This window comes from Listeria goaensis (genome assembly GCF_900186125.1).
Lineage (GTDB): Bacteria > Bacillota > Bacilli > Lactobacillales > Listeriaceae > Listeria > Listeria goaensis.
In genome coordinates this window covers 24748-48772 of record NZ_FYBQ01000014.1, presented here as the reverse complement: position 1 = coordinate 48772, position 24025 = coordinate 24748, and the positions used below count along the sequence as shown (strand labels likewise).

At 35.4% G+C, this 24025-nt stretch carries 30 protein-coding genes and 1 pseudogene; 5 read left to right on the top strand and 26 right to left on the bottom strand.

Annotated features, from left to right (window positions below; genetic code table 11):
- Positions 1-47 precede the first annotated feature (47 nt).
- From CFT42_RS13225 to CFT42_RS15130, 4 genes and pseudogenes are all read right to left on the bottom strand, one after another.
- Positions 48-404 (bottom strand): hypothetical protein, encoded by a 357-nt coding sequence (locus CFT42_RS13225; RefSeq protein ID WP_088816372.1) that lies wholly within the window; start codon positions 402-404, stop codon positions 48-50.
- 52 nt (positions 405-456) lie between these two features.
- Positions 457-2457, bottom strand: coding sequence for an SA1320 family protein (locus tag CFT42_RS13220; protein ID WP_088816371.1), 2001 nt, complete (start codon positions 2455-2457; stop codon positions 457-459).
- A gap of 22 nt (positions 2458-2479) precedes the next feature.
- Positions 2480-3358, bottom strand: coding sequence for a DUF1672 family protein (locus CFT42_RS13215; RefSeq protein ID WP_088816370.1), 879 nt, complete (start codon positions 3356-3358; stop codon positions 2480-2482).
- Positions 3359-3699: 341 nt separating this feature from the next.
- Positions 3700-3834 (bottom strand): annotated as a pseudogene (locus CFT42_RS15130) (helix-turn-helix domain-containing protein); the annotation flags it as partial.
- A gap of 197 nt (positions 3835-4031) precedes the next feature.
- On the opposite strand from CFT42_RS15130, the gene CFT42_RS13205 reads away from it, so the two are divergent.
- Positions 4032-4544, top strand: a complete 513-nt coding sequence (locus CFT42_RS13205; protein ID WP_088816368.1) for a hypothetical protein — start codon at positions 4032-4034, stop codon at positions 4542-4544.
- Between the two features lie 71 nt (positions 4545-4615).
- Here CFT42_RS13205 and CFT42_RS13200 read toward each other — a convergent pair whose 3' ends face one another.
- The 18 genes from CFT42_RS13200 to CFT42_RS13110 form a co-directional block, all read right to left on the bottom strand.
- Positions 4616-4972 carry a hypothetical protein gene (locus CFT42_RS13200; protein ID WP_088816367.1) on the bottom strand — a complete coding sequence of 119 codons (357 nt, stop codon included), beginning with the start codon at positions 4970-4972 and terminating at the stop codon, positions 4616-4618.
- A 428-nt stretch (positions 4973-5400) separates the two neighbouring features.
- A complete protein-coding gene (locus CFT42_RS13195) occupies positions 5401-5673 on the bottom strand; it encodes a hypothetical protein (protein WP_088816366.1) in 273 nt (90 codons plus the stop codon).
- Positions 5674-5945: 272 nt separating this feature from the next.
- The gene (locus CFT42_RS13190; RefSeq protein WP_088816365.1) at positions 5946-6245 is read right to left on the bottom strand and encodes a DUF4176 domain-containing protein; all 300 of its coding nucleotides are present in this window, start codon (positions 6243-6245) and stop codon (positions 5946-5948) included.
- Between the two features lie 13 nt (positions 6246-6258).
- A complete protein-coding gene (locus tag CFT42_RS13185; RefSeq protein ID WP_088816364.1) occupies positions 6259-6912 on the bottom strand; it encodes a DUF443 family protein in 654 nt (217 codons plus the stop codon).
- A 3-nt stretch (positions 6913-6915) separates the two neighbouring features.
- Positions 6916-8286 carry a T7SS effector LXG polymorphic toxin gene (locus CFT42_RS13180; RefSeq protein ID WP_088816363.1) on the bottom strand — a complete coding sequence of 457 codons (1371 nt, stop codon included), beginning with the start codon at positions 8284-8286 and terminating at the stop codon, positions 6916-6918.
- Positions 8283-8627, bottom strand: coding sequence for a DUF3958 family protein (locus CFT42_RS13175; RefSeq protein WP_088816362.1), 345 nt, complete (start codon positions 8625-8627; stop codon positions 8283-8285). Before CFT42_RS13175 ends, CFT42_RS13180 begins: the two co-directional genes overlap by 4 nt.
- An 11-nt stretch (positions 8628-8638) precedes the next feature.
- The gene (locus CFT42_RS13170) at positions 8639-8929 is read right to left on the bottom strand and encodes a TIGR04197 family type VII secretion effector (RefSeq protein WP_088816361.1); all 291 of its coding nucleotides are present in this window, start codon (positions 8927-8929) and stop codon (positions 8639-8641) included.
- A gap of 64 nt (positions 8930-8993) precedes the next feature.
- Positions 8994-9287 carry a WXG100 family type VII secretion target gene (locus CFT42_RS13165; protein ID WP_088816360.1) on the bottom strand — a complete coding sequence of 98 codons (294 nt, stop codon included), beginning with the start codon at positions 9285-9287 and terminating at the stop codon, positions 8994-8996.
- Positions 9288-9449: 162 nt separating this feature from the next.
- Positions 9450-10028: a recombinase family protein gene (locus CFT42_RS13160; RefSeq protein WP_088816359.1), complete on the bottom strand. Its 579-nt coding sequence runs from the start codon at positions 10026-10028 to the stop codon at positions 9450-9452.
- A 258-nt stretch (positions 10029-10286) separates the two neighbouring features.
- The gene (locus CFT42_RS13155; protein WP_088816358.1) at positions 10287-11942 is read right to left on the bottom strand and encodes a coiled-coil domain-containing protein; all 1656 of its coding nucleotides are present in this window, start codon (positions 11940-11942) and stop codon (positions 10287-10289) included.
- Positions 11932-12906: a dsDNA nuclease domain-containing protein gene (locus tag CFT42_RS13150; RefSeq protein ID WP_088816357.1), complete on the bottom strand. Its 975-nt coding sequence runs from the start codon at positions 12904-12906 to the stop codon at positions 11932-11934. The genes CFT42_RS13155 and CFT42_RS13150 overlap by 11 nt, the downstream gene beginning before the upstream one ends.
- 1142 nt (positions 12907-14048) lie before the next feature.
- On the bottom strand, positions 14049-14744 hold the full coding sequence (locus tag CFT42_RS13145) for an AP2 domain-containing protein (RefSeq protein WP_088816356.1): 696 nt from the start codon (positions 14742-14744) through the stop codon (positions 14049-14051).
- 194 nt (positions 14745-14938) lie between these two features.
- Positions 14939-15814, bottom strand: a complete 876-nt coding sequence (locus CFT42_RS13140; RefSeq protein WP_088816355.1) for a hypothetical protein — start codon at positions 15812-15814, stop codon at positions 14939-14941.
- Positions 15804-16169: a hypothetical protein gene (locus tag CFT42_RS13135; protein WP_088816354.1), complete on the bottom strand. Its 366-nt coding sequence runs from the start codon at positions 16167-16169 to the stop codon at positions 15804-15806. The genes CFT42_RS13140 and CFT42_RS13135 overlap by 11 nt, the downstream gene beginning before the upstream one ends.
- Positions 16170-16171: 2 nt before the next feature.
- Complete coding sequence (locus tag CFT42_RS13130) at positions 16172-16627, bottom strand: hypothetical protein (RefSeq protein WP_088816353.1); 456 nt, start codon at positions 16625-16627, stop codon at positions 16172-16174.
- 469 nt (positions 16628-17096) lie between these two features.
- Positions 17097-17570 (bottom strand): hypothetical protein, encoded by a 474-nt coding sequence (locus tag CFT42_RS13125; protein WP_088816352.1) that lies wholly within the window; start codon positions 17568-17570, stop codon positions 17097-17099.
- Position 17571: 1 nt separating this feature from the next.
- On the bottom strand, positions 17572-17862 hold the full coding sequence (locus tag CFT42_RS13120; RefSeq protein ID WP_088816351.1) for a hypothetical protein: 291 nt from the start codon (positions 17860-17862) through the stop codon (positions 17572-17574).
- Between the two features lie 189 nt (positions 17863-18051).
- Positions 18052-18273, bottom strand: a complete 222-nt coding sequence (locus tag CFT42_RS13110) for a hypothetical protein (protein ID WP_088816349.1) — start codon at positions 18271-18273, stop codon at positions 18052-18054.
- A gap of 159 nt (positions 18274-18432) precedes the next feature.
- Here CFT42_RS13110 and CFT42_RS13105 point away from each other — a divergent pair, with 159 nt between their 5' ends.
- From CFT42_RS13105 to CFT42_RS13075, 4 genes are all read left to right on the top strand, one after another.
- Positions 18433-18675 (top strand): hypothetical protein, encoded by a 243-nt coding sequence (locus tag CFT42_RS13105; protein WP_088816348.1) that lies wholly within the window; start codon positions 18433-18435, stop codon positions 18673-18675.
- Between the two features lie 847 nt (positions 18676-19522).
- Complete coding sequence (locus tag CFT42_RS13090) at positions 19523-20266, top strand: hypothetical protein (protein WP_088816345.1); 744 nt, start codon at positions 19523-19525, stop codon at positions 20264-20266.
- A 53-nt stretch (positions 20267-20319) separates the two neighbouring features.
- Positions 20320-21060 (top strand): hypothetical protein, encoded by a 741-nt coding sequence (locus CFT42_RS13085; protein ID WP_088816344.1) that lies wholly within the window; start codon positions 20320-20322, stop codon positions 21058-21060.
- A gap of 273 nt (positions 21061-21333) precedes the next feature.
- Complete coding sequence (locus tag CFT42_RS13075) at positions 21334-21588, top strand: hypothetical protein (RefSeq protein WP_088816342.1); 255 nt, start codon at positions 21334-21336, stop codon at positions 21586-21588.
- A 42-nt stretch (positions 21589-21630) separates the two neighbouring features.
- On the opposite strand, the gene ssb is transcribed toward CFT42_RS13075, so the two are convergent.
- The 4 genes from ssb to CFT42_RS13050 all read right to left on the bottom strand — a co-directional run bounded on the left by ssb (position 21631) and on the right by CFT42_RS13050 (position 23984).
- Positions 21631-22056, bottom strand: a complete 426-nt coding sequence (gene ssb, locus CFT42_RS13070) for a single-stranded DNA-binding protein (protein ID WP_088816341.1) — start codon at positions 22054-22056, stop codon at positions 21631-21633.
- 366 nt (positions 22057-22422) lie between these two features.
- Positions 22423-23418, bottom strand: coding sequence for an ArdC family protein (locus tag CFT42_RS13060; RefSeq protein WP_159458174.1), 996 nt, complete (start codon positions 23416-23418; stop codon positions 22423-22425).
- On the bottom strand, positions 23408-23629 hold the full coding sequence (locus tag CFT42_RS13055; RefSeq protein ID WP_088816338.1) for a hypothetical protein: 222 nt from the start codon (positions 23627-23629) through the stop codon (positions 23408-23410). Before CFT42_RS13055 ends, CFT42_RS13060 begins: the two co-directional genes overlap by 11 nt.
- Before the next feature lie 34 nt (positions 23630-23663).
- Entirely contained in the window at positions 23664-23984 is a 321-nt protein-coding gene (locus CFT42_RS13050) for a helix-turn-helix domain-containing protein (RefSeq protein ID WP_088816337.1), read from the bottom strand.
- Positions 23985-24025: the final 41 nt, after the last annotated feature.

Below are 24025 nucleotides of genomic sequence, written 5' to 3'. Positions count from 1 at the left end.
ATCTAGGGGGCTTCGAATTTATATATGCCTTTATATTTATGTTCGCCTTATTTCTTCACATGCTCTAGTTTCCGTCCAATTTCAATTAAGTCGTCTAATTCAGCTTCTAACGCCGCCTTTTTCTTCTGACAATCAGCAATCTTCGCTTCTATCTCCTGCATCTGCTCATTAAAAGAAATCTTCAACAATGCTATTTCTTCTTTGAAATAACCTGGGCAACCACACTGTGTTTCTACTTTTTCCGTGATATTTTGAATATTGATCCAGTTTAATTGATGCTCTTCCCATAATTTTTGTTTGCTTTCTCGCGTATTCTTCTCTACTTCTTTGAATACTGAAGCTTTCATTTGATTTTTTTGTACTCGTTTGAGTAATTCTTGTTTTGTCATTTTCTCGTTCGCCATGGCCTATTTCCCTCCCAAATTTGAGAAGACTTAATCTCCTTGCTTGTACTTTCTATACTTCGATGCTACCTCGTTTTAGTTGGCCAATAAGCATGCCTAAATTGGCCACAACTTTGTCAGCCTGTTTGTCCAGTGCCTCAACCGCCGCCGCTCTGTTATCACTTAACTGGTACTTAATATCTTCAAAAACCACTTTCGAACTTTCGTAAATATTGACTGATGCTTTGTTCAGGGCGATGACATTCTGGAACTGTGTCCCCTCAAAAAGAGCCGTATCGATATACGGGCGGTATGCTTCCAGTACATCATTTAACCCACCACCACGCAATGAACGAACAGCCGTTTTGATAGAATCAAGCGCAGTTTGATAAGGTTTCAGTGAGTCAATCGCTTCTGTAAGTAAAACAGGAATCGCTACATCTAAATCTGTGAACGGAATATTAAGATGTTCAAAAGTTCCTCGTGCGTTCCGTAGCCCTTGAATAAAATCGTCTACGGTCTCGTCTAATAGGTTCAATGTGCTTGAAAAATGACCAATCACTGGCTCCAATGTAGACACCGTTTGTTCTCTAAATCGCTTATAATTATGATCGAGTAATGTTTGCTTTTTCCCCATACCGTCTTTGAGTACCTTTGATTCTTGCAAAGTAAAATCTGAAGTCGCAGGCGGCGCTGAGACCCGTTCTATTTTTTGAGTGGCGGTTAAAAGCTTGTCTGATTTTTCCAATTCATTCGATACATAAGTGACTTGTGTACCGAACGTCATAATTTGACTCGTTACAACCTCTTTATTTTCATCTATCCTTTTATAATGAGCTTTGAGTTCCTTCACCATGCCATCACTAAAAAATTCATTGTCGATTCCTTGAAACAGCATCGGAATCGCATGTTTTTTGAGTGCGTCTAATTGAGAAATAATTTCGTCTAGTCGCGTTACTGTATCCACAATCAGAATGGGTAATTCAATTGATGTCCCTATCATGCCGTCAAAATTTCCTAAAAAGCTGACTAGAAAATCTGAAACCACAGAAGAATTTTTAAGCTTATAAATCGCTTTTCTTGCGATTGAAATGCCAGGAGTTCCCGATTCGATAATATCCCTTACGGATTCATAACCTGACATCGTTGTTAACGCTTTTCCAAAGCTTCCTTGTCCGAGTAAATCATCAAAACTATCGGTTAGCTTGGTTTTTCTGTCGTCTAGTTTATTGCCTTCCTGTTCGACAATATCCACGGCATGATCCACATGTGATTGGGCGGTGGTAATTTGTCCCTTCAATCTGGTGACCATCGAGTTCGCCAAGATTTTCATATTTTCAGGATTGACGTCTATTTTATGCCCTTTTCCACCTGTCAAAACAGCACCACTCCAAACGCCAACAGGTAAATAAGCGTCCGCATCAATCAAGATTTCTTCACCGTCAATATTAATCGCTTCACTATAGCCTGTGTGGTTAGATGTAAGGGTGGCAAATAAAGGTAGGTTATTGTTTAACGTGACATTTTTACCCGGTAAACGACTTAAGTATCCCGCACTTCGTTCCCCCAATGTTAACGGATCATATTCGCTCATATAATTGGTAATGTCGGGATTCTTTTGCGAATACTCGCCGTCTGGCAAAATGGCAGGGTTATAAGTCACACTTTTCACATCATTGTTTGATGCGACATAATTGCCGAGCCCACCTCCTAAAGAGTTCCCCCCTACGTATTTAATCGCATATTTTTTACTCATTTTCTTATAAGCTTTATCCGCCGCCTTTAGTTGATCATCAGGGATATTTCCAGGAAGCGTAGCATCGGTAATAATATCCCGCCCACCGTCTTTTTGCCCTTGCGTGCCTTGGAAAATCATGCCGACTTCGCCTGTTTTGGTGTTTTCGACAATCATATAGTCGAGTCCGGATTTGGTGCCATATTCGCCTTCTTTGACAACATATTTATTCCCGTTTACTTTTAATCTATCATAGTCGTTTGGCTCACTATAAACTATTTTCCCACTTAATTCTATGATATCTATGTCTGGCGTTTTCATATCGGTATAAACAGACATTACGTTTCCTCCTCCCTATTTATTAATATTTTTCTATTCCTTCAATCCTTACATCGTCTCCATTTGGTTGTCCTACACGGTCAACAAGAAAATTTTTATAGATAATTATATTATAGTTGCCTTTAGGTAAACCTTCTTCCTTTTTCAAGTTTTCGCCAATCTTATTAACTATCTCTTGATTTGGTAAACCTTGGCCTATATTAAAATAACGGATAGCTATATCCATCTCCTCTATCTTACTATTTTCATTTGAAAATAGAACTTGTAATTGATCAACAGAAATATTCGGGTTTTTCATATAGGCATCATAAACCGTTGTGAAATCACCACCAAGTGGAACAAAATAATAAATTTGCTCATACCCTGATGCTTGTGTTTTATCAATTGTCGCCTGATTCAAACCTTGTAAATTATTTTCTTTTGCTTCTTTTTCTGCAAAAGTGTCCAAATGTACAAATTTTTCTTTGTAGGCTTTAGCATACAAACCACTTACAATACCAGACTCTACTTTCCCTTCCTCGGAACGAGTATTATTCAATTCCTTAGAACGTGGGTCAATCCCCACAATCACAGAAGTATGAAACTCTATCGGTTCTTCTGCTTCAACCATAACAACGGCAGCGTCTCTTGCTGGAACCACATTATTTACTTTTACATCAGTTTTATATGTATCTTTCATATATTTGATGGCTCTTTTTTTAATTTCTGCTTCATTCTTTTCAACAATATCTTTAGACTTATCACCATCAACAAAAATAAACCCTTGCCCTTCATACTCCGCAACAGGTGTTGTCCCGTCGTCTACTTTCTTTTCTTTTTCATCTGACTGTCCCATAAATGAACATCCCCCCAGTAAAATTGATACACCAATTATAGAAATGGCTATTTTTTTCCCTTTCATTACAAGGCCTCTTTTCTCTACTTAGATTACAAAACAACGCCACTTATGTATTTTTCTTTCAATTATAATATACCATATTTATCCATCATCATGTTGTCGATATTGCGAGTTTACTCATTAGCAGAAATTTCCTTGGCGAGACCAAGGCATTTTTATTTTTTTGAGTGGTTTATAAACTTCTTTACTTCCATCTTACAAATAATGATCTCGCCATCTTCACAATGGCGCTTTTATTCAGCCTAAAACATTTCAAATGAAAACGAAAAAACGGCCTTATTCCATGATAAGACCGCTTTTTGTTTGTACTACTTTCGCTAAGATAGGTTATGCAACTTAAATATTTATAAATACTTTTCTTTATATCTCCGAAAAGTAGAACGGTTTATTCCAGCTTTTCGTGCTGCTTCCGCTTCACTTGCTCCTTTATTCAACAAATCAAACGCATGCTGCAAATTTTCACTGTGTTCCGTATATTTCGGTTTTCTTCCTTTTTACTGAAACATGTTAGATAACACAATAACATTTGTGTTATTGTGTTAAAATGGTATTTAACATGTGGATTCGAAATGAAGATTTACCATTCTGCCATGGAATCGATAAAAAGAACAGAAGTTAAGAAGAAATAACGTAAAAGATAATAATACTACACACATGTACTTATGAGGTGCGAGAAATGGATTCAAATATGTATAAACCGATTCCAAATGGAACATACTCCGAAATAAGTGCTTACTATCATGAAGATTTTGCGAATGGCTATACGGTGACTATCCAGGATATTGAAGAACATCTCGGTTTTCGCCGCAGATGGATCACACAAGAATTTTCCAAAAGTGTCAAATACATTCGCTTAAATTTCATTGCTACTCAAGCACTTGAAAAGTATCCAGAAGAAAAATGGAGGTATTTATACCGCGCTAAAAAATTGTACCAGAAGCAATCTTATTTTCGTTTTCTTCTCGACAATACTCTTTTGCTCAATAGCGACGGGGTAGGGGAGAAGGTCGATAAGATACCCAAAAAGATGACCACACGTCAGGAAACCATGCAACGCTATCAAATTAACGATAGCACCTTTTATAAAGTCATCAAGCTTTATCAAGTGAATAAATATCTCATGTTCAATTGTCCGCGCTATGAATTGCAAGAGATCCATACTGTATTTTCTGATTTCTTAAAACCCTGAATCACAAGAAGCCCCCTAGAAATGAATCTGGGGGGCTTCGAATTTATATATGCCTTTATATTTATGTGAACTTATTTCTTAGCATGCTCTAGTTGCCGTCCAATTTCAATTAAGTCGTCTAATTCAGCCTCTAACGCTGCCTTTTTTTTCTGACAATCAGCAATCTTCGCTTCAATCTCCTGCATCAGCTCATTAAAAGAAATCTTCAACAATGCTATTTCTTCTTGAAAATAACCTGGACAACCACATTGTTCTTCTACTTTTTCCGTGATATTTTGAATATTGATCCAGTTTAATTGATGCTCTTCCCATAATTTTTGTTTACTTTCTCGCGTATTCTTCTCTACTTCTTCGAGTACTGATGCTTTCATTTGATTTTTTTTTACTCGTTTGAGTAATTCTTTTTTTGTCATTCTCTCATTCAGCATGCCCATTCCCCTCCCAAAAGTGAGGGGAATTACTCCCCATATATGGGACACTCACTTGATTTTTATACTTTTCATTAACGTATGAAAGTCCTCTCTGTAATCTCTCAAGACTTGGCACGCTGCAACTGATTTCATTGTATCCTGGTCTTACGGAAATATGACACATGTCATAAATTCACAAACAGCCTACACGATGAACCTTGGATTAACTATTCCAGGGCTCTTTACTATTGATAAAGTCTTGTATGTAATCAAGCCTATTTTCTACCTTTATTAATTATTACTGTTTTTTCTAGCCCATTGATTAAAATCATCTATATTTTTATTTCCGTTACCAACATCTGTAAGGCACGCATTCAGTACAAAACTTAAACGATCTGGATTTAAATCTTTTAAGGAATAATTATTATCCTCATTTAGTAAGTATTTTATCTCTCTATCGCCACCGTTATGTTCTGAGTTCTTTCATAATACAAATTTTTAAGCTCTTTTGCTTCTTCTGGTGTTAGATACCTTGTCAAACCATACTGCTCAAGCTCAGCACGTGCCGCTGAAGACAAAGCATCAGAAAAATGAATTATTCTATCTTTACGATTTTGTTCTTCTTGTTGGGACTTATACACATTATAGGCTACAATAATTCCTATTATTAATAAGATTATGAGTATAAAACTTCCCCATGTAAGGTATTTCTTTCTCATCTAAAATATTCCTTTACTTTAATTAGTATAATCCTTTAACCAGTCGACAAAATCATCAATGTTTTTATTTCCTTCCCCAGTATCACCAAGTCTATTTAAAGCAGCGTTCAATTCATTATGTGAGGTGCATGGAACAAGTGAACAAAAAATATACTCAGAATATTACAGAATGTCCAATTTTCTTCGAGATGCATGTTTTAGGCCAAAAAGAGATCTAGAAGTTTTTTCTAAATCTCTTTGCTTTTGCAGGCTATAAACAATGCAACTTATAGTTAATTTAGCAATCTATTCACAGTACCTTTTTTGAGTTCAGGATTTTGCTTCAGCCAGTCTTTGTAAACTATTTCAAATCGCTTTTCTTTCTCATCACTATATCCTTCGAATATAACTTCAGAAATATTTTCTTCATTAAAATAAAAAATCTTATCTTGAATTAATCCTGCAGGATATTCACACGCTGAATAGTCAAAATAACATTGTTCTTTTTCAATCACAACTATTGGACCTCTATTCAAAATCATCATTTTTTGCATTCCGTCCTTTAAGTAAACTATAGATCCTATGGGTAACAAATTATACACCCCTTCATATTTTTTTTAATTTACATTTACCAGCTGAATCTGCTGCGCCAACAACATTTAAAAAGCTCAAGAAAAAAAGGGCTATGATATACACAAGGAAAAATTCACTGTCGGATGATTTAATTTGCGCAATTAACGATATACAACCCATTACCATTAAAAAAATATAAAAAATTGTTACTATAAATTGATATTTAAACGACTCTGGTTTAATCTTTATCTTTTTATAATCTAAACTTTTCAAATTCACTTTTTCTGTTAGTTTCTTTTTGGCATTTTTAGATATCAAAATTCGCATTAGTATAATTAAGGTACACAAAATTGCAAACGTTATATACTCAATTCCAACTGGTAAGTGAAATTGAAAAGAAATTTTTCTATATATTGGGATTAAAAAGATGATTAAAACTGCTAGTATACTCTTATACGGCATCTTTAAATTCTCTTTCTGTTTTCTCTTCACTTCATCTGGTATAGCTAGTTGCGATGCTATTTGAGGATCAATAATATGTACCTTTCTTGTGAATAGACCGCTGAAAAATGGAAATATAAAAAATAAAAATGGGCTATCCAGATCTAATAAGTATACTTCGTTTTCAGAATGAATAATTCTATATCGTATATTTTTATATATGCCCTCTATATCTGCTGAATTCAAAAATCACCAACTCCAGTTCATAGGATTAAGTACTTTACCAACACCTTCAACACATTCTCCTAATTTGTCTCCAGCCCAGTCAAGGCCTTGATCAATTTTTTCTCCAGTCCAATCAAGTCCATCTTTAATTCCTAGGATGTTATTATCATATAAATAGTCAAACCCTTTGACAGCAACAAATCCAACCGCAGCTCCTCCTAAAATGGCCCATCCAGCAGGGTTACTTACCCCAAATGCTACCAAAGCAGTTGTTGTTAAAAATGATCCCCCCGCTGCAGCACCAACACCAACAAGTGTAGATGTACCGCTGTGAACAGTCGCCTCTCCTAGAGTTTTATCATCATTCATCATGTCGTCAGCCATACCTAAACCAAAACCAACAACAGATAATGCCGGACCTAAGCCTTTTGCAAATTTTCCTAATTTGAGTCCTTTTTGAACAATTTCTGGCCCCTTACTAGCTGGGTTTACTATTGCAAATGCGTTCGGGCCTTCACTTCTAGCAACAGCTTCTAAAACAGTTTTTATACCACCAAATTTAACAACTCCTAAAGATATTAAGCTTGTGATATCAGCTGAGTACTGTCCTACATAGCCATATCCTCCCTGAATCATATTTATCAACCAAGTTTGCCAGCTCTTAGGTACGTCTTCATCAGGATGGTTGGTAGCATAGTCTTGCAAATATGCAATATCTTGTGCATTCAAGTTTGGCATCTTACTGTCAATATGTTCCTTCATATAGATATTATATGAAGAGTTTATTGGGCTAATCCAAGAAGTATCAATTAACGAACTATCAAAAATTCCAGTTGCATTACTAAATCCCCGTCCGTTGGTAATAGCCTTTAACCCTGATTCAACATTATTAAATAAAACATCTAGTTCCGAAAAAATATGTGTAGAACTCCCATCAAATGCTATTAGCTTATCTAACTTTTTCTGACTTTCTTGTGCTTGCAAATGTAAAGTGTCTACAATTCCAGTACTTGGATGACCTAAAGGTGAAAGATTTGCGCTAGCTGTCAATGACTCAATATCCATCGCTAAATTATTCAATTGCTGTATATGGCTACGTAGGACGTCTTCTTGCAAAGAATTAGCATCGACATCCGCTTTATATTCCTCTGGCAGCTTTTTAATTGCTTTCTCAAGCGTTTCAGCAATTAAAATTATACCATTTGCTAAAGGAATATAAATTTGTTGGAAATAATGCTTTGCCGAGTCATATGTTTTTCCTTTTAAGTCTTCTTCTGCTACAAATTGAGAAATGCTTGTTTTTATTGCTTCCATTCCCTCTATGTGGCTTCTACAAAAAAGACTGGCCGTAGAAGCTTGAGTTTCTGACTGATCTAAAAACATATTCAAGCTCACTCATTTTCCTCCTCCCATATTTTTTTTCGCTGCCAAATCAGCTCTTCTTCTTGTTTCTGGTAGTTACGTTTTTGCTTCTTGATTTCTTCTTGTTCATTCATTATCTCATCCATTAGACTATCCTGATATCGTTGAATATCTCGTTGATTGTCTAATGTACGGTATGCCATATCACCTTTAATCCATATTTGTTTGATATCAAAGAACAATCGCTCTTTTCGATTTAAAATCTCTTCAAAGTGACATCTAGTATTCTCTAATTTTCGTTCCTGATTTTCAATTTCATAAAAAGTTTGCTGAGTATTATTGATTTGATTCGTGATTTCTTGGAACCTATCCAAACTTTCTCCTCCTATAGAGTAGGTAAATTAATTTCAAAGTTTTGCTGTAATTGACCATCAAAAGATTCAAACTCGGCCGCCACACTTCTAATATTCTCTATGTCTTGTTTAAAAGCAAGAGTAAATTTTTGAACTATTTGAGACTCTTTAGTTAAATAATCTTTTGCCATTTGATTTCCTTGAAGTGTTGTTTGATTGTCTTGTTGAATAACTTTGTCTGACTCCAATTGATTTACAGCAGTATTCAATGATGTAGCAGTCTGCTGTGCAATACCCATCTGACTGGCAATTTCTTCCTGCATCCCTAACACCTCTTTATCTGAAAAGAGCGCCTCTCATTTTGATCTAAGAGACGCTGCTTTGTTATTAGAATCCAAAATTTTGTGAAAGCGTTTGGTCTTGTTCTTCCACTGCAGTGGCTGTTTTTTGTAATTGTTGTTCAATTTGATCCATCAAATTCGCAAACTCCGTCACTTTTGGTTTTAATTGATTAAACTGATCATCAAACCGTGCAAACGCTTGTCCTTCCCATTCACTGCGAAGTTGTTCTTGTATTTGGGATAAACGTTGAAGTAATTGTTCAATATCACGCGCGCTAGTCCCATACGTTTTGGCACGATCCCGTAATTCTACCGGGCTCATTCTAATTTGTCCTGACATGTTCTTCATCTCCTCTTTTTTGTTCAGTATACCATAATGGGAGTCTTAAATAAAATTATTTTCTGATTTTTGTTCAATTGTGTGCCTGAAACTAAACTAAAGTATACAATAATTACGATTTTACTTTTTACTGAAAAAAGGAACCTAATAGACCGGCCTAATTTATACGTGATATTTTTCTTTATATCTCCGAAAAGTAGAACGGTTTATTCCAGCTTTTCGTGCTGCTTCCGCTTCACTTGCTCCTTTATTCAACAAATCAAACGCATGCTGCAAATTTTCACTGTGTTCCGTATATTTCGGTTTTCTTCCTTTATATTTACCTGCTTCTTTGGCCAAACGGATGCCTTGTTGCTGCCGCTCGATAATTCGCTTGCGTTCAGACTCTGCCTGATACTTATATAGCTCCATAATCAAGTTATTCAACAATAAGCGTAAATTTTCATCCTGGATGCCATTTAATTGAGGTAAGTTTAAAACTTCCAGGGTTGCTCCTCGTTTTTTGATGTCATCCATGATTTCCGTTAAATCTTCATTATTTCTTCCCAGACGATCCAATTCCGTGACGACAACTAAATCACCTTCTCGAATATACGCTAACATCTTTTCAAGTTCCGGCCTATTTTTATTTTGGCCACTTAATTTATCTATAAACACTTTTTGACAATGAGAAAGTTGTTCGACTTGACGATGAATATTTTGCTCTGTGGAACTTACACGAATATACCCAATTTTTTCCATTTTGAACTCCTTTTGAAAAAGTATTTTTGAACAGTTCTATTGAACACCCGCCGAAGATAAGTATATCAATAATTCACCAACTGTTCAATAGAGTATACCCTATTGACATTTAAATAGTTCACTTATTTAATTTATATTAATTTACGGTACCTCCAACACATATTGAATTTAAAAAAATAAGCTACAATTAATAATCTTCCTAAAAGAATAACCATCATAAGAATATTTGTTAGCTGCTTAAATAATAAACTACTAGTTTTAAAAATTAAACTTTAAACTAACAGTATCATAGGCTTCCTTTGTTAATAAGTGGCCTGACACTAATATTTTATTATACACTTCATCACGCTTAAAATGTTTTAGATTTTCTGAAATAATCGAGAAAAATGTTTGATTTTCATCATCAAAAAAACAATTTTGGACAGCATTAAACATTTCAGTAGCACTATTTCCAGATATTTCATTCTTGATAAAAGAATCCATACAATAAGGTATTTTGTATGTACTATATTTCTTTAAAAGACTAAAATACACTAGATAATATGCTAAATATTTTTTATTTTTATCCGTACCACTACCACTAATTTTTTTAAAGTCAAGAAATTTCAATTCATTCATATCTATGTCAGTTATAATATTCTTTATCCTAATAATTTGATTTTCATAATCCATTTTAATTCTTTCTTTTAGTTCATTTTTTTCCTTTTTTAAAGAATCAATACTTTTTTTTAATTTACTGATTCTCTCATCCAGATTCTGTTTCAACATTCTTTGATTATCAATCAATCCTTCCATTGTCTTTATCGCCTCATTTTTAGCCTTTAAATTTACATAATCGTCAATGGTTAATAATTCCTTTGATTTTTGTATTTCATAACTAATTTGATCTACTTTATCCTCAATTAATTTTTGTTTTTTCTTGAAGTCACTAATCTCCTGATCTAATTTCTGAATTTCTTTTTGAACTGCATCTTTATAAAGAGCAATCTCAAAATCATTATTCGACAATTCCAAACGCCTTAAAGATTGCTCCACTGTTAGTTGCGAATGACAGTATTTACATTCCGTCTTTATAGTTTCATATCTCTTTTTATTCATCTGTATAAGTTTCTTTAATTCAGATAATTCCTGTTTTTGAAGGTCTAATAATTCTTGTTTATGTAGCAATTTCACTTTATAACCAGTAACTTCCTGATTAAATTCATTTATCATATGTAAATAACGGTCAATATCATTTTTTAAGGCAATTTTATCAAGTTTGGTTACTATATCTTCAGTTTCATTTTCTTGTTTATATTCTCCGACTATTTTAATGAAATTTTCTATTGTAGATTGTATTTCTTTCTTTTTATTCAAATAGTCTGTACGTTCACTTATTAGTTTATTAATTTCCACGTCAGAAAGAGAAAACACACTTTCAAATATATTTTTTGGAACATCACGATATTGCTTTGTTGCATTTGAAACATTCTTATATATAGTATCTTCCCAAGAATCATCTTGATCGATATAAAATGGTAAAATCATTGCGGTAGAGTATGCATCATGTAATTCCATTGTTTTGTTGTGTGGCAATTTCATATAAATATTAAGTCTATTTCGCAACCATTCTGAATATTCTTTCACGGTCATTGGCTCGGTTCTATCGCTAACTCTATAATTGTTTTTTTGCCTACTAATAGTGAATGTAGAATCTTCAATTCTTATTTCTAATTGAAAATACAAATCATCAATATTCCACCCACTGGGAAATTGACGAACATCAAATCCTAACGTATAATACATAGATTTTAAAAGACTTGATTTACCCTGATGATTACCATCACTAACAATAAGATTTGTAGTGTCATTAAAATCAAATGTTTTAGCTTCTTTATTTTTAAAATCAAGAATCGAAAATGAATTAAATATCATGATTTTCCGCTCCTAACTCACAGAAACATTCTATTGCTAAAGCAACGGATAATTCTGTACTAATTTGTGGATCTAGCTCACTCAATATATCTCGAATATAATTTATTGCCTCGACATCATTTTTCCCCATAATTACATCGTAATCAACCCTTTGTTTCAGTTTCTCTTTCAATGATTGATGTAACAACGGTATACCTAATTTTTCTTTTTTAACTTTTTTTTTCATGATTGTATTTAATGTTAGGCTAGCTAACACTTCATCAAACAACTCTTTTTGTTTTAGATTTAAAAAAACTTTGTTTAAATACTTCCCACTAATCTCTTTTCTTCTAATATCAATTTCATTTGTCACTGGTATTTCACTTTTTTGATCAATTTCCAGTGCAAGTTCTCCTAACACAACTTTTGCTCGTTCATTATTTACAAATAAATTTTTTTCAACCATTATACCTTTCAGCATTGTTAACGCCACATTTATATCATTTGGAAAAGGAGTAATATAAATTTTTTGATTAGACAACCTTTTTTTTTGCTTCTCATTTAACCCTAATTTGTTTTCTATTTCTTGTTGCTGTGTTTTAGAAAAACAATACACAGGAGAAATCAAAGTACCTTCTTGTTTGACTAGGTCCTTTTTTGTCTGTTCTATCAATTCCCAAAGAAAAATTTTCCTTTTGTCCTCATCGTTTCCTGGTAATAAATTTTTTTCAACGATTGATTTTTCTTCTTTATTCGAAGATTTATTAGGCTTTTTTATCAGTTTGGCCAAAGAAAGATTTTTAGTCCCTTTTACTTGGACATAAAAATGATTATCTTCGAAAGTAATTTCAAAATCTTCCTTTGATTCAGGTATCACTTTAAAATTATTTTTGTAATAATTATTTATTATCACTAGTATAATAGAAGCTTTTTGATAGTTAAATCCTTTTATAGCAATAGCTCCGCCATTATCAAAGTCACTCATCTTACAGCATCCTCTCGCAACTATATATAATTGTATTTAAATTGATATCCCCATACTATGGCGCGTAACTCCTTCTTCAATCCTAACTATATTTCCAATTTGAAATTTTGACATGATTCCCTCTGGATAATCGTATGAATTTTCATTCTCATTATAACATGTTTTTTCTGGCAAGCGAAAGTTGGGAACAACTGGAGCTTACGACAGACGTTAAGCACTTAGTTTGTTCTTTTTCTCTATGCTATAATTAGGCTATTGTAGGAACAAAGTAAATGGTTGGCGGCCAATCTCGTATGAAGTCTCCTTATCTTTAACAATTTCACCCTCACACTAACCATACTATTTTTTTTAATTCTTTCTTTTAGTGATTCATATCAGACGAAAGGAGTCCCTTAAACAGAGACTCCTTTCATCAAATAGTAAATAGTAAATAGTAAATAGTAAATAGTAATTTAAAAGCATTTCACAATACATAGATTAAATAATACACAACTTATACTTTTATACTAACATAATTATCGTCATCATGCAACTATCTTTTGAAATATTGACTACGCTTACTTTGTGGTTTTATTCGGCTTTTGGCAGCAACACCGTTTCCAGCTTTAGCTTCGAACAACTGAAGCTTGCGAAAGGCGTTAGGCGCTTGGTTTTCTTCTTTTTCCTGTGATATAATAGCTTCAGCAGTAGCAAAGTGAGAAAGATGGTGGCTAAATCTCCAGTATCGGGGGTGATGCCTCTTGGTTATAAAAGGTTTTACTCCTAGAAAGGACTAGCCGTGTCTGTGTATGAAGCGCTGACGTTTGCTGTGGTTTTTGCCACGCTCGTCGTGATGATTCTAGACTTCAACAAACCAAAAAAGTAACCATCTGACCCACTTTTGCGAGGCGGTCATTTGGTTACTTTTTAGTAATCTGATATGTCTAGCTACCGTCTTTTTAACGGTGCTACTGTTTAGGGAGTCATGTTGTCGCATGGCTCTCTTTCTATGTTATTATACCATTTTTTCTTCAAAAGTAAACGTTACACGAAACACCCTACTCATGCGGATAGGGATTTTAAGTCATCGGATTTGTTTTGGCTACATGATGAATCCAGTATACCAGACTTTTTTCTAACGCACACTAAATACGACGAACAAACTACTTTGATTTGTCATATTTATCTAAAATGGGCTGGAAGTATTCTTCTTCAGCTTTTTCTCGCGCCTTCACTGCATCCTCAAAATTAGTGTAACGGCCTAAAAAATGTTTCTTTCCTTGAAACCAAATTTGAGCCATCCATTTTTTTCTTTCTTTATCAAAAGTAACCCCTTTACGACCCGATTTATTGTTTTTCAGCAATTGCTGCGGTTTGTTTATATTCACAATTCGGGTACCTTCAATCAATATACGTTCATCTCGTTGTTTTTGGATGCCTTTGCGAATATCTTCAGCTGAACGTTTTTTAAAAGCCTGGCTTCTTCGCTCTTTTGCCAAACAACCGCAACTCTTCGTTTGGCCACTTGTTAACTTGCCATAGATCACATCAGTCTCTTGGCCGCAATCACATCGACAAGTGACAATCCTTTGTCCGCCCTTTGTCCGTTTTCCAGTATCGCTAAGTATGGCAAGCATGTGATATTTTTTCCCGATTTCTACCTGGAATTTGGAGGCTGCTGTTTCTTTGACTAAGCAACCGCAACTTTTTGTATGTCCAGATTGTATTTTATACCCCGTCGTTTTAACAAGATTTCCACAATCACATCGACACAGCCACAAACGATTCGTACTTTTTCCAGAAAACTCATTTAGTTTTTCAAGGACAGTTAGCTTATTATATTTTTCTCCTATTTTCATATAATCACCTCTCTATAAAGGAAAAAGCTACTTTTGAAAGTAGCTCTTGTCATTCTGATTAGATTAAAATAAACATATGGGTAAAATACATAGTAGTTTACATTACATAATGCATCGATTAATACATTCATTATAACAAATTACTCACTTAATTCAAATGGATCCGCAGTATCTTTGCTATAAAAAATCATTCTTTAACGATTAAATCCTAATTGAATAAAGACCGTGATCTCGTCTTGAAAGTCATGCAATTGAATCGTTTCAAGAATCTTATTGTCCTCATTCATTTTTGAAATTGATGCAATAACATAATCTGTATCTTCTATAGTTTTTTCTGAGATATGAAGCAACATATCTTTTAGTTGATTATCATCACTATCCATATACTGACTAGTTTTAGCCTGGCCAAATTTATCGACCAGTGCTTTTTTTATCGCATTTAATAGTTTTTCATCTCTTGATTGACCTTTTTGGTCATTTAATTGAAAAAATTGATGTTCTTTTTTATCCTGTTTGATATTCATCAATCCCATAATAAATGCATACATCTCATTTTTAAAATTTTCCTGATCATTCTCGATGTTATAAAAAAAATCCGGAATCTTTTCATTTGTTTGAGCATATAGCACTAGAATCGTCTCTCTAATCTCTTTAAATGCTTCTCTTTTAAGAGCACCTCGCAATTTATACACGAGATTATTTATGTGTGTAATTTTAAATTTTTGTATGAGGTAAGCTAATTTCTTTCCTTCGTCATAACTCCTTTCATAAGTGTTCGATTTCATTTCATCCCCTCCATCCAACAATTCAAGATTTACTTGTTTATTTAGCTCAAAAACACTTTCTAAGTATATCAATTCAGAAATGACTTCATCAGTAGTCGCCTTTATCTTATCAGCTAAACCTATAATGAGTTCAACTGGATACTTCAAAGTCGATGTATTTTTGTTTGGACGTTTATAATTTTTAAGTGTTTCATTAGAAATTTGATACTCTCTACAAAAATCAATTTGAGAAATATCATGTTTCTTAAAAAAAGCTGTTAATTGATACTCAACTTTAGTATTCAATCAATATTCCCCTTTCTAGCATTTCTGTCTTTTGTTCATAATTGTAATGGATTTTATGACAGTGAAACGTATAATCCACGATTTTCCATTCAGATTCAACATGTGACTCTAAATACATATTATGCTGGGTTTCTTGCATACTGAGACTTAGTTCATAGTAGTCGATGCTCGTTTTATGATGAACAGTGTCGTTATATATTTCTTTCAAATAAGATTTGCCACGAAAATCAATCACAAAGAAAAATTCGTAATAGCCTATAACGCCTTCAAACCAAGTTTCACGATAAAAATTGGGTTTTCTTCCCACTCGATTTCTCCAGCCAAGATATTTTTCTTTAATCGCATAAATTTTCATGCTTAGAACACCTCGCTTTCTTCTTTAACTTGATAGTTATTTTGATTATAAAAGAAGTCTTTTTGAGATTCGCGATTAAACTTCGCGTTATCTACAGTATTTAAATAGTGAGCTAATTCTTCAACGTCTTGAGAAAAAGGAATATTGCGCATCACTTTATTATGATCCTTGCTTCCGTAAAATTTACTTTCCAGAAGAGCTCCCTCATTTCCCTTTTCATCATAAATATAAGTAAGAAAGAATGAATGTGATTTGACGTTTTTCTTGTCTTCTCGTTCTATTTTCAGCTCAACATTTGGCATTCCGTCAAAGTTTCCTTCTGCGATTACTTCGATTGCGCAGTCTTTTGCATATTTGCTATTCAAATGAAGTTGATTTTTAAGCGCAATTTCCTTTACGATTTGTTTGACATTTTTTTCTAAATCTTGATTGAGTGCGAATACACGATTATTGATCATTTCTACATCATCCTTTTTATTTTTTTTGGTTATTTTCTATATCTTTATTATATGTTAATTTAACACGTTCGTCAATGTTTTTTTAACATATTATCGATTTATTTTTTTCTTTTTTTCATTATTCCTAAACTATGTGTTATACTTACCTTAATCATCTTTTTTGATGGTTATTTTCTATGATGCGAGGGTGGTTCCTCGTGTCTTTTGTTTTTTTAGACTTATTATGCTATGATTAACGCTCATACATCCCGTATGAATCGCGTAAAGGCCATGCAACCATGCATGGCCTTTTTATTTCATATGTTAAAATTGGTTGTTTCATTGTGATTATCCTTCTTTAGTTTAAGTAATTTTTTTAAAATTTATCAAAAGTACTCACTCATTTTCATCATCATACTGCTCGTGAAGCTTTACTAACGATTCTGCAAACTTAACTGTGACTTCATTAATTTCTTCGCGCGTTAAACTATTAATTTATAGTGATAGAAACGGGTAGGTAATACGGTATCGAATATGAATAGTTATAGAGTAGCTCCTTAATCAAATGAGGATTCTCCTTGTCGCTTATTTCTTCCTGCCCTGTTTCGTGATTTAAAGAATACAATATACCATTGCTGGGTGTTGCCATGTCTATATCAACGCTGGTATCTGTTTCTAAATTTCGTTCGGAATAAGAAAATAATAAAGGGTAACAATCATAACTTTCGAGCAATATGTTGAGCTTTCTCCTGAAAGTTAAGTACTCATGAAATGGACAAGGTACGTGACATGTAAAGCTGTAATAAGGTTCTTGCGTTTTTTGGGTTACAAGTACGGCATTTAATTCGTTAAATAACTTTACTAACTCTTTTCTTAAAGTAGCATCTCTTACCCGCTCTAGCATCATATTACAACCGTATTGGTCTTTAATGGCTAATACACCATTTATTTCAAATTTCATCACGTCAAGATGCTCCTTTCTTCAAAAGCAGATGACTCATTTGCAATTGACGAAGCATACTTTCAGCAATTCGTTCACATTGTCCCATGTGCCGCTTTAAGTAGCTAAATCCAGTGAATGTGGCTGCTAGATACATCATTTCGGCTTCTAATGCCGATACTCCTAGTTGTATATTCAGTTCACTTACTGAACCTTTGCTGTGCGTATCGTAAAGCGTACGACACTCTTTATAGACCAATTTCGCTTTGCCATTCCATTCGATATAACAACAACTAGGAAGTTCTTCATATGTCATAGCTCTGACCTCCTGTTGCACGATGATTTGTATTTTGATATAATTTGTGTATGTTTTTTTCATTGAGCTTTACAGAGTAGCCGCTCCGTAAAGCCTTTTTATTTTTTTGACTGCTCTTCCAAATTTTAGGAAGGGCAATTACCGAGAACAGTAGCATGGACAAAATAGGTAGTAAATTTTCCACAATCATCACGCCAATCCCCACTTTGAATTTTCAAGTACAATTCGTATTTCATCACTGTTCAATAACATAGTTTGCATATCAATTTTCTGATCAAGGTGTTTCATTCGAATCTTACAACTTTGAATCTTCTCATTGGTTTCTGCTTGGTTTATCTGGTTTAATAATTTTGCTCTTTTTGTTAGTAAGTCCAAATAAATTTGCTGTCTTTGGTTCAATGCTTTACTCATTTTCACAACCTCCTTTATCTTATATACTTATTATAACATAACCACATGGTTATGTTATTTCGCTTTTGTTTTAAATGGATTACATTTTCATTACATATATATATGGTTATGTTACTTGCCCTATTTTGTGCTATATTAATAAAGAATGGAGGTCCAGAAATGAACAAAGAACAGTTTCTTCAATACGCTCAAGACCATCTAATATCCAGTCACCAGGCACGTGAAATAACTGAGCAATCATTAAGCGCTTTCAAGCAGTCTGTCCGAACCGGTAAACTAAGACCGGCTTTGGAAATAAAAGAATCTGAGTCACGCGTGATTCGTTTATTTTTTCGAGATGATGTGGTGGCCTATAAAACCCAAATGAGCGCATGGCAAGCCTCACGTAAAAGATCTGAATAAATATAAAAAAGCACCTGTTTCGGTCCCTTTTAGAGATCAGAAACTAGTGCTTTTTTGTTTACTTCAGCTGATATCGCCAAACCAACACCCTGTTTGGCAATACCTGCTTCATTCAACAATCCCCTCCACTCCAACCGCCACCGCCGTTTCGGGGAAGACTTGCTTCGCAAGTCTAAGACCCAACCCCCTTTCTCTTTGCTTGTGTTTTGTCTGTCCCTCTTTTCCCTTCTTCATCCTAGCCTTCCAGTCCCCCAAAAACCAGGGGCGGCAAACTTTTTCAAACCGCTTCACTGAAAAACTTTCCCTACAGCACTCCCTTGTTTTTGGTCTCCCTTCAGGCTCGTTCTCTCTCAGGAAAAGCACAAACAAAACCCAATCAAAAAGAAAAAAAGAAAGGACGATGCACCCTGAAATAGTCTACTTCTATCTGGGAAATAATTCGACAAGGAGGTCAAAAAAGAAGCGAATACGTAGACTAAACAAGCGTGCTAAAAAGAGAGTGAATCCAAACACCTTATATTATGTCACATTTCTATTTACTGAAACCTATGAGGTTCAAACCCACGCTTTTACGTCTTACCAAAAATCCCTAGAATTATATGAAGCCGAAACCGCCTTTATCTTACAAGAAACAGAACCTGATGACATTTTAAACCACACCGATACGAATTTAGATACCGTACTCTATACACTCGAAATAGGGGTACAAAACGAAGGAAAGGAGGTGCCTTTCTAATGGCTACACGTGCTTTTATTCTCAAGAAACACGAACAGACTTTTCAAGGAAAATCTCTTCTCACGTTGAGAAATTCATTCCAAATGAAATTTATCTAGGAGGCAAAATTTGATGGCAAACTTATCAGATGCTTTTGGAACCATGACCATTCCACACCACATGGTCACGGAGAGTCCAAAAGAAGTTATATTTCTTATACAATGTATTCAAGAAAGTTTGGGAAACGCTCACGACTGTACTTATTTTATGGATTCACTTGCATGTATCGAAGCAGAAATCAATACCAATGCTTCCTCGATGACAGACGACTTTGTTTTATCCTTTAGTGGTATGGGAAGGTGGGCATATACGTATAATATAGACTCTTTTTTTGAGAGTTTAGAAGAAAAGCTCTCTCCAACTGACATGAAAAGAGTCGTCTCACTCTTTCAAACCAATAAGGATTGGTTAACATTTAAATTCATTGACTTTGAACCTGGCGGCGGTATATTTTATGAAGCTATTCGGGAGATACAACCCTTATACGTCCATAAGAAAATAATAACGTCTGTCACTGAAACGGAGACACAAGACCTACCTATCACCGCCAATCATTGTATGAAATATGGCATATTTGAACTTGCTTTTGATGAATTCAATGCACATACACTAGTGGAACAAAAAGCGTTTATGGACGAATTAAGCCAAAAAATACCATCCAGTGTCGTAACAGCTGATTTTCTGACACATGCCTGGCAACATCATCATTTAGGCGTGTATCATTTAGAAGATTGTTGCTCTACCATTCTAGATGTATTTGTAGACTTCTATGAATATGTCACATACCTCAAAAGCCTGCCAGGTTATCGGAATTAGACGACAACGGACAACCCATTTATTCAATCACAAACCAAAAAGGAGTTTTGACAATGGCAAATATATCCAGTGCCACGGGCACCTTACATTTTTCTAAGGAACTGGTACAACAACCTGAATTACTGAAACGTTTGATACTTTGTATTCAAAAAGAAAATGAACTCGAACGCACTTACTATGCAACGATTTTCATAGATGACCTCCCTTCTATCTTGCAACAACTTGATACTCTTGACGAATCGAGCACCACGTTTTCACTCGACTTTGAAGGGACAGGACGATGGACTTATAGTCGAAATGTTGCCAATTTCTTCAACTGGTTACAAAATGCACCCGATTTGCAGAATTCCGATTGGCTGAAAAAACTATTTGACGCGCCTCACAGTTACCTTGAATTTCGGTTTATAGATTTTGAACCAGGTTGTGAAATTTTTTATGCGGCAAATATCCAGATACAACCAGTATGTCGAGATGGTGCATTGACAACTTTAGTTATGAAAGAATGGTATGACGATATACCTTTTACGGCTCAACATCTTCAAAACCATGAGATAGCCTCTCAAGCCTATGATAGTGAAAATCTTGCAGAGCTATTACAAGTCGATAGTTTTATGAATGACCTCTCGCATCGAATCCCTCTTCCTGTTATTACCGAAACCTTTTTGGCACAAGCGTGGGAAACAGAAAGATTAAGCGTGATATATGATTCCGATTTAGAAGATTATCTGTTAGAGATATTAGAAGACTATTATTTGAATTACTACCTAACCAACGAATATTCAGAAAATGCTTAGCCTTGCGCTAGGCTTTTTTCTTCGGTTGACACCGCCAAAAGAAAACCCTTTTTGGCACTGCCCTCCTCATAAAAAAGAAAGCCCGACTTTCTACACTCCAACCGCCACCGCCGTTGCGAAAGTCGGGCTTCACGAAAACGCGTTTTCGTTCATCGGGAGAGAAAAACATGCTTTTCGTATGGCTACATAATGGGATACCTTCATTCCAGTACTTACATGGGAATAATTGCTCGATTAGGACCCTTGTGCTATGCTAGGAATGAGGTGAAGTTTATGTCGTATTCATTTGATAACCTGGAAGAATTGCAACATTTTCTCCAACATGAGTTACTCACAAAAGAACAAGCTATCGCCATTACCCAACAATCCCCAGCTGCTTTTATGCAGGCCGTTTCCTATAGTCGCATTCCGACTTTTTATCATTCCGGTGCTGGAAAAAGGGGGCCATCCAATGTTCGTTTATTTTGGCGTGACGATGTGCTCACGTATGCCGAACAACTCCATGAAAAGAAGCAGAAAAACTCCTAAAAAGCCGTTTACTCCCTTTAGAGTAAACGGCTTTTTATCAATTTAAAACGGAAGGTCATCCGGAGAAATATTCACCGGTTTGGTCCCTTCAAACGGATCTCTCCCTGTACCATCATTATACGTTTGAATGCTTGTGGAACGTCCCTTGCCCTGTGGTTCTAAAAATTGAACCGATTCTGCTACAACCTCTGTCACATAGACACGCTTACCATCTTGTCCTTCATAATGTCTAGACTGAAGACGACCATCCACACCAGCAAGACTTCCTTTCTTGAGGAAATTCGCTACATTTTCGGCTGGTCTACGCCAAACCACACAGTTAATAAAATCAGCTTCTCGTTCTCCTTGTTGGTTCGTGAAAGCCCGATTGACCGCTAAGGTAAAAGTACAAACTGCTACACCAGACGGTGTATAACGCAATTCAGGATCCTTCGTCAGTCGCCCGACGAGCAACACGCGATTCATCATGATATTTCCCTCCTTAAAAATAAGATAAAATTAAGATTACGGCTCCAGCAAGTAAAAAGGGCCATATAAAACGCAGCACAACATACACGAGAATGCCCACCATAAACACTTGTAAGAGTCTCCAAAGAAAGTGTCCTAATGAAAAATCGAACAAAAAATGTGCCAATAGATAGATGCCCGCTATGCTAAAAAGCCAGAACCATCGTTTCTTTCTTTTCGTCAAGACGGCCTGAGTCATTCCACTCATCCCTTCCTTTTTTATTTTTAGTATACCATATCCTCTCCAAAAACACTACTAATTGTATGTTATTATTTACATTCTATTATTTTAATCATTTCATATTTAAATCGCACTTCGATGGACGTTCAATGACTCCTTTCCCATTCTTCCGCTTCTTCTCTTTCTAAAATCGCTTCCTTTTTTTCGGCCACCTCCGGAATAAGTTGATGGCTAAATTCACCAACGCGTTTCAAAAGTTCTCGAGCATTTTCCAGCTGTTGGCCATTTTGGGTCCAGTTCGCGATGTATGCTTCTGAAAAGTCCCATGTATCCAGGCCAAAATGTTCACTCACGACGTAGGCTGCCATTTCCGCTTGATATTCTTTGTCTTCTGTCATGAGATGGTCTTGTTGAGAGCCGTGATGCATATGGGCATGGGCCATTTCATGAATCAAAGTATGTGCATAGTCCGTTGTCGTTGGATCTGCTTTTATGACAATCATTTGCTCGCCTGTTTCGGATTGCACATAAGCCCCTTTGGCTGCCCCTAATCGGATGTTCAAGGAAGCCACTTCATCAAAGGAATAAACCTGAATCCCCTTCTCTTCACTCAATTCTCGTAAAGCCGCATTGAAGATTTCGATGTCTTCCTCTGTTTCAAACCGCTCCGGTCGGTTCGGCAATAAATCTGGTACGTCTTCCGGTTGTGCATTCGTTTGAGAAATATCAAAGACGCTAGTGAGTTTAAAGTGTTGCACCCTTTTGGTCAACACATCCCCACGTTGAATTTGTTTTTTTTCGGTAGGCGTGGCTTGCGAAACGAGTTTCCATTCTTGCCCGGAAGTTTGAAACAGACGGACTGTATTCGGTCGGTAAATCCGAATGCCTTTTTCTCCTTTTTGAACCGAAAAACCGCGGTCTTGAAATTGTTTATACGATGCGACACAAGTCGCACCTGGATACTGTGTTTGGATGAGTAATTGATTATTAGCAGAATACGTATGAAAGGTACTCATAAACTGTAAAAGTTCTTTCATTTTGTCCGGATCGGCCACGTAATCTTGTATCGCCGTATCCATTTGTCCCATTAATTGCGTGACTTCCTGCTGTAATTCTTCTTTTGTTTTTCGTTTATAAGCCATGTGCATCGCCCCCTTCCCAGATGATTTTTTTCGCATGAAGATCCAGCTTGTAAAATACATTTCCTTCTTCCAATTGTTCCAATTCTTGCACAAGCTGATAATCTTCTTCCTCTAATGAAAACGTGACGCGCTCCTTTTTTTCCACCAGCCAAAAAGTTGCTTGAATCGGATGTATTGTCATTTTTTCGAGCAATCCATAGGTCTTTGTCATCGAACCTACCTCCTTGATTTTTGATTTCTTTTTCTTATAAATGTTCTTTCAACAAGCCATAATCCGTCATAATATCGGGATCTATATCCAGTAGTTGAAGCAATCGATTCGCTGCCCCACTCGGTTTTTTATGACCGTCTTCCCAATACTTGATGGTCCGTATCGATGAACCCATCACTTGCGCAAAGACACGCTGCGACATATTTACTTTCTGCCGTATTCGCTTCACCTCCTCCGGCGAATAATGCTTAATCGCCACAATCTCACTGTTGTGATTTTGTCGTTGTTGGTCTTCTAAACAACCTTCAATGTCAACATTCATCACTTTAAATAAATCTTTTTGATGGACATCCATTTTAAATTCCTCCCATAGAAAAAAGAGCCTTTGCCGGCTCT

Excerpts from the sequence above, each read along its gene's own strand:
- CFT42_RS13225 (WP_088816372.1), bottom strand. The coding sequence starts at position 404 with ATGGCGAACGAGAAAATGACAAAACAAGAATTACTCAAACGAGTACAA.
- CFT42_RS13220 (WP_088816371.1), bottom strand. The coding sequence starts at position 2,457 with ATGTCTGTTTATACCGATATGAAAACGCCAGACATAGATATCATAGAA.
- CFT42_RS13215 (WP_088816370.1), bottom strand. The coding sequence starts at position 3,358 with ATGAAAGGGAAAAAAATAGCCATTTCTATAATTGGTGTATCAATTTTA.
- CFT42_RS13205 (WP_088816368.1), top strand. The coding sequence starts at position 4,032 with ATGGATTCAAATATGTATAAACCGATTCCAAATGGAACATACTCCGAA.
- CFT42_RS13200 (WP_088816367.1), bottom strand. The coding sequence starts at position 4,972 with ATGCTGAATGAGAGAATGACAAAAAAAGAATTACTCAAACGAGTAAAA.
- CFT42_RS13195 (WP_088816366.1), bottom strand. The coding sequence starts at position 5,673 with ATGAGAAAGAAATACCTTACATGGGGAAGTTTTATACTCATAATCTTA.
- CFT42_RS13170 (WP_088816361.1), bottom strand. The coding sequence starts at position 8,929 with ATGCAGGAAGAAATTGCCAGTCAGATGGGTATTGCACAGCAGACTGCT.
- CFT42_RS13165 (WP_088816360.1), bottom strand. The coding sequence starts at position 9,287 with ATGTCAGGACAAATTAGAATGAGCCCGGTAGAATTACGGGATCGTGCC.
- CFT42_RS13160 (WP_088816359.1), bottom strand. The coding sequence starts at position 10,028 with ATGGAAAAAATTGGGTATATTCGTGTAAGTTCCACAGAGCAAAATATT.
- CFT42_RS13155 (WP_088816358.1), bottom strand. The coding sequence starts at position 11,942 with ATGATATTTAATTCATTTTCGATTCTTGATTTTAAAAATAAAGAAGCT.
- CFT42_RS13150 (WP_088816357.1), bottom strand. The coding sequence starts at position 12,906 with ATGAGTGACTTTGATAATGGCGGAGCTATTGCTATAAAAGGATTTAAC.
- CFT42_RS13145 (WP_088816356.1), bottom strand. The coding sequence starts at position 14,744 with ATGAAAATAGGAGAAAAATATAATAAGCTAACTGTCCTTGAAAAACTA.
- CFT42_RS13135 (WP_088816354.1), bottom strand. The coding sequence starts at position 16,169 with ATGAAAATTTATGCGATTAAAGAAAAATATCTTGGCTGGAGAAATCGA.
- CFT42_RS13130 (WP_088816353.1), bottom strand. The coding sequence starts at position 16,627 with ATGATCAATAATCGTGTATTCGCACTCAATCAAGATTTAGAAAAAAAT.
- CFT42_RS13120 (WP_088816351.1), bottom strand. The coding sequence starts at position 17,862 with ATGACATATGAAGAACTTCCTAGTTGTTGTTATATCGAATGGAATGGC.
- CFT42_RS13110 (WP_088816349.1), bottom strand. The coding sequence starts at position 18,273 with ATGAGTAAAGCATTGAACCAAAGACAGCAAATTTATTTGGACTTACTA.
- CFT42_RS13105 (WP_088816348.1), top strand. The coding sequence starts at position 18,433 with ATGAACAAAGAACAGTTTCTTCAATACGCTCAAGACCATCTAATATCC.
- CFT42_RS13090 (WP_088816345.1), top strand. The coding sequence starts at position 19,523 with ATGGCAAACTTATCAGATGCTTTTGGAACCATGACCATTCCACACCAC.
- CFT42_RS13085 (WP_088816344.1), top strand. The coding sequence starts at position 20,320 with ATGGCAAATATATCCAGTGCCACGGGCACCTTACATTTTTCTAAGGAA.
- CFT42_RS13075 (WP_088816342.1), top strand. The coding sequence starts at position 21,334 with ATGTCGTATTCATTTGATAACCTGGAAGAATTGCAACATTTTCTCCAA.
- ssb (WP_088816341.1), bottom strand. The coding sequence starts at position 22,056 with ATGATGAATCGCGTGTTGCTCGTCGGGCGACTGACGAAGGATCCTGAA.
- CFT42_RS13060 (WP_159458174.1), bottom strand. The coding sequence starts at position 23,418 with ATGGCTTATAAACGAAAAACAAAAGAAGAATTACAGCAGGAAGTCACG.
- CFT42_RS13055 (WP_088816338.1), bottom strand. The coding sequence starts at position 23,629 with ATGACAAAGACCTATGGATTGCTCGAAAAAATGACAATACATCCGATT.
- CFT42_RS13050 (WP_088816337.1), bottom strand. The coding sequence starts at position 23,984 with ATGGATGTCCATCAAAAAGATTTATTTAAAGTGATGAATGTTGACATT.